Origin of the sequence: Luteococcus sp. H101, assembly GCF_038433155.1 — a bacterium.
Classification (GTDB): Bacteria; Actinomycetota; Actinomycetes; order Propionibacteriales; family Propionibacteriaceae; genus Luteococcus.
Genome location: NZ_JBCDMW010000022.1, coordinates 195,291 through 202,943 on the forward strand (window position 1 = coordinate 195,291; position 7,653 = coordinate 202,943).

The 7,653-nt window shown below is 68.4% G+C and carries 6 protein-coding genes; 1 reads left to right on the forward strand and 5 read right to left on the reverse strand.

Annotated features, from left to right (window positions below):
* Positions 1-2: 2 nt before the first annotated feature.
* The gene (locus AAEX60_RS10000; protein WP_342103141.1) at positions 3-461 is read right to left on the reverse strand and encodes an SRPBCC family protein; all 459 of its coding nucleotides are present in this window, start codon (positions 459-461) and stop codon (positions 3-5) included.
* An 86-nt stretch (positions 462-547) separates the two neighbouring features.
* Here AAEX60_RS10000 and AAEX60_RS10005 point away from each other — a divergent pair, with 86 nt between their 5' ends.
* Positions 548-2,521, forward strand: a complete 1,974-nt coding sequence (locus AAEX60_RS10005) for a M13 family metallopeptidase (protein WP_446721303.1) — start codon at positions 548-550, stop codon at positions 2,519-2,521.
* A gap of 76 nt (positions 2,522-2,597) precedes the next feature.
* On the opposite strand, the gene AAEX60_RS10010 is transcribed toward AAEX60_RS10005, so the two are convergent.
* The 4 genes from AAEX60_RS10010 to AAEX60_RS10025 form a co-directional block, all read right to left on the reverse strand.
* Positions 2,598-3,878, reverse strand: coding sequence for an aromatic amino acid transport family protein (locus AAEX60_RS10010; RefSeq protein WP_342103143.1), 1,281 nt, complete (start codon positions 3,876-3,878; stop codon positions 2,598-2,600).
* A gap of 47 nt (positions 3,879-3,925) precedes the next feature.
* A complete protein-coding gene (locus AAEX60_RS10015; protein ID WP_342103146.1) occupies positions 3,926-5,305 on the reverse strand; it encodes an L-serine ammonia-lyase in 1,380 nt (459 codons plus the stop codon).
* Positions 5,306-5,482: 177 nt separating this feature from the next.
* Positions 5,483-6,412, reverse strand: coding sequence for a LysR family transcriptional regulator (locus AAEX60_RS10020; protein WP_342103149.1), 930 nt, complete (start codon positions 6,410-6,412; stop codon positions 5,483-5,485).
* 57 nt (positions 6,413-6,469) lie between these two features.
* Positions 6,470-7,444 (reverse strand): polyprenyl synthetase family protein, encoded by a 975-nt coding sequence (locus AAEX60_RS10025; protein ID WP_342103151.1) that lies wholly within the window; start codon positions 7,442-7,444, stop codon positions 6,470-6,472.
* Positions 7,445-7,653 lie beyond the last annotated feature (209 nt).

Genomic DNA, 7,653 nt, shown 5'->3' on the forward strand with positions numbered 1-7,653 from the left:
GCTCAGCCCGGCTGGGTCTGGGACTCGGCCAGCTCCTTGAGCCGCTCGATCGAGGCCATCAGGTTGGCCGGGGTGGTGGTCCGCGCCCGGGCCAGACGCTGTTCGTCGTGCAGCTCGGTCCAGTCATAGGTGTGCCGCACCAGGGTGACCCGCGGCCCGCGCGGTTCCAGCTCCCAGCGCCACAGCTGGCCGGGCTGGGGCTCGCCCACCGGCGATGGCTTCCAGGCGATCAGCCGGCCCTCGGTGAACTCCACCACCTCATTGTCTCGGGGCCGGTTGCCGGTGACGATCATCCGGAAGACGTCGCCAACCCTGTGCACCCGCTGCCCCCGGGCCGCCTGGGTCAGGTTGTCGTTGCCGTCCCACTGCGGCTGCAGCGCCGGGTCGGCGATCAGCTCGAAGATCTCCTCGAACGGGGCGGCGATCTCCCGCTCGGCACTGACGATGCGAGTCTCGGTCATGGGCCCAGCCTCGCATCCGACGGCGCGGCTGACAATGCCCGTCGGGATCGGCCCGTCGACGGGCCCGGCCCGCTAGATTGGGCGGGGTGATTCCAGCTCTTGACTCCAGCCGCATCGATCCCGCGATCCGGCCCCAGGATGACCTCTTCCGGCATGTCAACGGCGCCTGGCTGGCCCAGGCCCCGATCGACCCGGACAAGCCCTCGGCCGGCAGTTTCGTCGACCTGACGGAGAAGTCCCGCCGGGCGGTGCGGGAGATCATCGAGGAACTGGCCGCCCGGCCCGGGGTGGAGAAACCCGTCGAGGAGGCGGACAAGGTGGCCACCCTCTACCGGGACTTCCTGGACACCGACGCCATCGAGGCGCTGTGCGCGGGCCCGCTGGAACCGCTGCTGGACCGGGTGGATCGGATCGTGGGCGTCGAGGAGCTGGCGGAGCACTGGGGCTGGAGCCTGGCGCACGGGATTGGTGCGCTGGTGCAGCTTGGCCCTGACGCGGACATGGCCGACCCCACCCGGTATGCGCTCTTCCTGGAACAGGGCGGGATCGGGCTGCCGGACCGGGACTACTACCTGGCCGAGGAGCACGCCGAGCTGCTGGCGGCCTACCGGGCCCATGTGGAACGCAGCCTGTCCCTGGCCGGCGTGTCCGACGCCGCGGAGCAGGCCGCACAGGTGGTGGCCCTGGAGACCGAGATCGCCCGTCGCCACTGGGCCCGGGAACGGACCCGGGACCTGGCCGCCAAGTACAACCCCACCAGTTGGCTGCGGTTGACCGACGAGGTGCCCGGGCTGCACCTGGACCGGCTGGCGGCGGGGATGCAGGCCAACCCGGAGCAGCTGGACCTTGTGGTCAACGGCCAGCCCAGCTTCCTCACCGAGGCGGCCGAGCTGCTCACCATCGAGCGACTGCCGCAGTGGCGGGCCTGGTGCCGGTGGCGGATTGTCACCGCGCTGTCCCCCTGGCTGTCCACCGCCTTCGTCGACGAGCGGTTCGACTTCTACGAGCGCACCCTGCAGGGCGTCGAGCAGCAGCGGCCCCGCTGGAAGCGGGGGGTGGCCCTGGTGGAGGGCGCCATGGGTGAGGCCGTCGGCAAGGTCTACGTGCAGCGCTACTTCCCCGCATCCGCCAAGGAGCGGATGGACGAGCTGGTGGCCAACCTGCTGGCCGCCTACCGCGAGTCGATCACGGCCCTGGACTGGATGGGTGAGGACACCCGGGCGGAGGCGCTGCGCAAACTGGACGCCTTCACCCCCAAGATCGGCCACCCGGAGAACTTCCGGGACTACTCCGCGCTGGAACTCATCCCCGGTGACCTGGTGGGCAATGTGCTGCGCGTCGACGAATTCGAGACCCGCTACCAGCTGGCCAAGCTGACCCGGCCGGTGGATGGCGACGAGTGGCTGATGACCCCGCAGACGGTCAATGCCTACTACCACCCCTTGCGCAATGAGATCGTCTTCCCGGCCGCGATCCTGCAACCGCCCTTCTTCAACCCGGATGCCGACGACGCGGTCAACTATGGCGGCATCGGCTCGGTGATCGGGCACGAGATCGGCCATGGCTTCGACGACCAGGGGTCCACCTGCGACGGCGACGGCAAGCTGCGCAACTGGTGGACTGACGCGGACCGGGCGGCCTTCACCGAACGCACCGCAGCGCTGGTGGAGCAGTTCAACGCGCTGACCCCGCTGGAGCTGGCCGACGACCAGCCGCCGGTGCACGTCAACGGTGCCTTCACCATTGGGGAGAACATCGGTGACCTGGGCGGGGTGGGGATTGCGCTGAAGGCCTGGCGGATGGCCACCGACGGGGTGGAGCCGGAGCCGGTCGACGGATTGACCGGCACCCAACGCTTCTTCCACGGCTACGCCACCATCTGGTCCAGCAAGGCCCGCAATGAGCATGCCCGCCGAATGCTGGTGGTGGACCCGCACTCCCCCGCGGAGTTCCGGTGCAACCAGATCCTGCGCAATGTGGATGCCTTCCACGAGGCCTTCGGCACCACTGCCCAGGACGGCATGTGGCTCGCCCCCGAGGATCGGGTGACCATCTGGTGAGGCCCGGCCCGGGTAGACTCTCGCCCCGCCGTCGGTGTCCGAATCCCGACGACGGGGCGAGGAATTTCTTGGACGCTCAGGCCAGGAAACCGCTGACCACGGCGCTGACGGCCAGCAGTCCGGCCACCACGACGAAGACATTGGAGGCCCGGCCGCGGTAGCGCTGCAGCACCGGCACCCGATGGATCGCCCACATCGGCAGCAGGAAGAGCACCATCGCGATGATCGGGCCGGAGAGCTGCTCGATCATCGACAGGATGCTCGGGTTGACCACGGCGGCCAGCCAGGTGGTGAGGAACATGAAGCCGGCGATGGCCTTGGTCAACAGCGGATTGCTGATCTTGCGGGCGTCCGGGTCGGCGAAGCGGACGATGCCGGCCAGGCCCTCCGCGGCGCCCAGGTAGTGCCCGAAGAAGGAGGAGGCGATGGCGGTGATCGCCACCACCGGGCCCAGGTAGGAGATGAACGGGGCACCGTTGACATTGGCCAGGTAGCTCAGCACGGGCAGATTGGTCTTGCGGGCCTCGGCCAGGCCGTCGACACCGAGCGCCAGGACGCAGGACCAGACGAAGCCCATCGCGAAGACCACCAACAGGACCGTGGTGCGCTTGAGCACCTGGGAGGCCTTGTCCGGGGCGTGCTGGCCGTACTCCTGCTTCATCGCCAGCGAGAACTGGCTGATCGCCGGGGAATGGTTGAAGGCGAAGACCATCACCGGAATCATCAGCCAGATCGACTTGGCCAGGCTGCCGGCCGAGGGCACGTCGGCGGTGAAGAAGTCCAGCTTCCAGCTGGGAATGAGATAGACGGTGACGCCGAAGAGCACGGCGATCAGCGGGTAGACCAGCCAGCCGGTCACGATCAGCATGATCCGTTGCCCGGCGACCATCACGCCCATCATGGCCGCGATCAGGATGAAGCTGAGCACCGCGCGGGGCGGAGACGGCTGGTGGAACTGGTTGACGATCAGACTGTCCACGGTGTTGGTGATCCCGATGCCGTAGATCAACACGATCGGGTAGATCGCGAAGAAGTACAGCACGGTGACCAGCTTCCCGAAGCCTTCACCGAAGAAGTCCTTGGCGACGACGGTGATGTCGTCGCCGGGCCGACGGGAGTGGCAGATCATCCGGGACAGGGAACGGTGGGCCAGATAGGTCATGGGCGCCACCATCAGCGATACCACCAGCAGGGGCCAGACGCCGCCGGCGCCGGCATTGATCGGCAGGAACAGGATGCCGGCACCGATGGCGGTGCCGAACAGGCTGATCATCCAGTTCCGGTCAAAGCCATTCCACCGCGGCGCGGTGGCTTCGATCCGTTCTGGAGCGGCCTCTTGGGCCTGGTCAGACAACATTGTCTTCATGATGTGTTGATGCTCCTCAGCAGGGTTGGGTGCGTGCCTCAGCACGCCACGTAGTTGACCGCGAGGCCACCACGTGAGGTCTCCTTGTAGTCGCTCGACATGTCGGCGCCGGTGGTGCGCAGCGTCAGGATGGCGGCGTCCAGTGACACCTGGTGGGTGCCATCGCCGCGCAGCGCGATCCGAGCGGCATTGATCGCCTTGGTACCGGCAATCGCATTGCGTTCGATGCACGGAATCTGCACCAGGCCGGCGACCGGGTCACAGGTCAGCCCCAGGTTGTGCTCCAGCCCGATCTCCGCCGCATTCTCCACCTGGGCCGGGGTGCCGCCCCGGACCTCGCACAGGCCGGCGGCAGCCATCGAACAGGCGGAGCCAACCTCGCCCTGGCAGCCGACCTCGGCGCCCGAGATGGAGGCATTCTGCTTGATCAGGATGGTGATGGCGGCCGCAGTCAGCAGGAAGCGGACCACGCCCTCCTCGTCGGCACCCGGGCAGAACTTCATGTAGTAGTGCAGGACGGCGGGAATGATCCCGGCCGCGCCATTGGTGGGAGCGGTCACCACCCGGCCACCCGAGGCATTCTCCTCGTTGACGGCGAGGGCAAACAGGTTCACCCAGTCCATCGCCCGCAGCGGATCCTGGGAGTCGGTCTCCGCATGCAGCGCCTGGTACAGCTTCGGGGCCCGACGCGGTACGGCCAGCCCACCCGGCAGGGCGACTTCGGTGCGACGGCAACCGTCGGTGACGCACTGTTCCATCACGCGCCAGATGTTCAACAGGGCGGCGCGGGTCTCGGCCTCGGGGCGCCAGGTGGCCTCATTGGCCAGCATCACGTCGCTGATCGACAGACCCTCCCGGGCGCAGATCTCCAGCAACTGCTTGGCGGTGTCGAAGCGGTAGGGCAATTCCACCTCGGGGTCCAGCAGGGGGGTCCGCCGGGTGGCGGCCTGCTCGTCGATCACGAAGCCACCGCCGATCGAGTAGTAGCGGCTGCTGGCCAGCAGCCCGCCATCGGCGTCATAGGCCTCGAAGGACATGCCATTGGGGTGGGCCGGCAGGGTCTCGCGCAGGTGCAGCACCAGGTCCTCGGCGCGGTTGAAGCCGATCCGGCGGCCACCACCCAGCACCAACTGCCCGGAACTCTCCAGGGCCGCCACCCGACTGTCGACGGATTCGGTGTCGACGTGCTCCGGATCCTCCCCCATCAGCCCCAGCAACACCGCCTTGTCGGAACCATGGCCGTGGCCGGTCGCGCCCAGTGAACCGTAGAGCTGACTGCGCACCCGCGCGACGGAGCCGGTCAGGCCCGCCTGGTCCAGCTCGGCCAGGAACAGTCCCGCTGCCCGCATGGGACCGACGGTGTGCGAGGACGACGGTCCGATCCCGATCGAGTAGATGTCCAGAACGCTGAGAGCCACGCTGTTTCCTTCCCGAGAGGCCGCTCGACGTCGTCGTCGTAGTCCGGCCGGTCACGGCGAACAGTGAATTGTCTGATCGCCAAACCAACTCTAGGGACCCGGAGAGGCCATGAGGTCCGACCTACGGATGCTCGCTGTTGACGTTTCGCAAAGGATGATTGCGGGAAAAATGGACAATCAGCTGGAAATCTTGCTGATTGAAGCGTTCTTGTGGCGATAGTGCTCCCGGGTGACCCGGCTGAGCTCCCCCACCACGGCACCGGCCACGGGAGAGTTCCGGCTGGCGGTGCGCACCAGGATGCGCAGTTCCCGGTAGGGGGCGTGCTCCACGTGGCGGACCATCAGGTCCGCGGTCTCCCGGCCCAGGTTGAGCGAACTCATCAACGCCACCCCGAATCCGGCGCGGACCAGACCCAGCGCGGCAACCAGATTGCTGCAGTGTGCCACCACGCGTGGTTCGAAGCCTGCCTGCTGGCAGATGTCGCTGATCCAGGCCTCGAAGCCGGTGTGCTCGGCGTCCATCACCCACGCCTCGTCGGCGAAGTCGGCCAGGGCGGCCGGATCTGCCGGGGTGGGGCGGTGGTGGGGTGGCAGGCAGAGCACGATCTCGTCGCGGGCCAGGGGGATGACGTCGATTCCCTCCCCTGGCAAGGCGATGCTGTTGTCCACCACGGCGACGTCGATCTCGCCTTCGCGAAGCCGGGCGACACTCTCGTGCGGTTCGGTGTCCATCACCAGCAGTTCCAGCTGCGGATAGCGTTCCCGCAGGGCCATCAACACGGTGGGCAGCACGGCCGACGCGAAGCTGGGGAAGGTGCTGATCCGGATGACGCCCTCGACGCCGGTGCGGAAGCGGGCCAGGCTGCTCTCGGCCTCCTCGACGACGGCGACGATCCGCCGGTAGTGCGCCACCAGACTGGCGCCCGCCTCGTTGATCCGCACCGTGCGCCCGGTACGGTCGAACAACGGCATCCCGACGTCCTTCTCCAGCAGCGCGATCTGTTGGCTGACGGTCGACGTGGTGATGTGCAGGTGCGCGGCCGCGGAGGTCATGGTGCCGAACCGGTCGACGGCGGCCAGGACGTGCAGGCGGCGCAGGTCGAGCATCGTTACTCCCGTCGGGTACCGGTCGGAGCCACGCCTGGGGTCACGGGCGCCGGCGAGTCAGTTGGAGCGGCCCACCAGGTCGGTGCAGATCTTGGCCAGCGCCGTCTTGGCGTGGCCGTCGGGCAGCGGGGCCAGGTGGGACAGGGCCAGGTCGGCGTGCCGCTGCACCTCGGCCCGGGCCTGCTCGATCACCCGGTGGGCCCGCAGGGCGGCCAGCGCCTCGGCCAACCGGTCGTCGTCGGACAGGTCGGAGGCAATCAGCTGCTTGAGCGGCTCGTCGGCCGGGTCGGTGGAGGGCTGCAGCATCAGGGTGGGCAGGGTGGGCACCCCCTCGCGCAGGTCAGTGCCGGGGGTCTTGCCGGTGACGGTGCTGGTGATGTCGATGATGTCGTCGCTCAGCTGGAAGACGACGCCGATCTGTTCCCCGAAGGCGCCCAGGGCGCGCAACACCTCGTCGGAGGCGCCGGCCACCATGCCCCCGAAGACGGCGGAGGTGGCAATCAGGGAGCCGGTCTTGTCCGCCACCACCTGCAGGTAGTGGGCCAGCGGATCGTCGCCCTCCTGCGGGCCGCGGGTCTCCGCGATCTGTCCCTGGACCAGCCGGGCGAAGGTCTCGGCCTGCAGCCGGACGTATTCGGTGCCCAGCTCGGCGACGGTGGTGGAGGCGCGGGCGAACAGGTAGTCACCCACCAGGATGGCGATCGAGTTGTCCCAGCGACGGTTGGCGCTGGGCGCCCCGCGGCGCTTGTCGGCGTCGTCCATGACGTCGTCGTGGTAGAGGCTGGCGACGTGGGTGAGTTCCACCACCAGCGCGGCTCGCACCAGGTCGGCCTCGTCGAAGTCGGCGCCGAAGTGGGAACCGAGGATCACCAAGAGCGGCCGGAAGCGCTTGCCGCCGGCGTCGATGATGTGTCGGGCGGCCTCCGTCACGAAGGGGCTGTCGGCCACTGCCGCCTGCACCAGATCCTCCTCGATCCGGGCCAGCCGAGCGGTGACCGAAGCGTCGAAGGCCTCGTCCACGACGTGCGTCACGGTTCTCCTCATTTCCTGCGGTATGGGGCCATGCAGACCGACCCCAGCCTAGTGGTTGGCCGCCCACCCGCCCAATCCCGGCGCGCGAGGCGTGCTCACCGGGCCGCCCCACCACGGACCCCGAGCCTGTCGAGGGGCCGCTACGAGCGCGAGGGACGAGCGTGAGTAGCTCGACGAGGCAGGGCGAGGAACGAGCCCGGTGCGCCTCG

Coding starts and splice junctions, on each gene's coding strand:
- AAEX60_RS10000 (WP_342103141.1), bottom strand. CDS start 461: ATGACCGAGACTCGCATCGTCAGTGCCGAGCGGGAGATCGCCGCCCCG.
- AAEX60_RS10020 (WP_342103149.1), bottom strand. CDS start 6,412: ATGCTCGACCTGCGCCGCCTGCACGTCCTGGCCGCCGTCGACCGGTTC.
- AAEX60_RS10010 (WP_342103143.1), bottom strand. CDS start 3,878: ATGTTGTCTGACCAGGCCCAAGAGGCCGCTCCAGAACGGATCGAAGCC.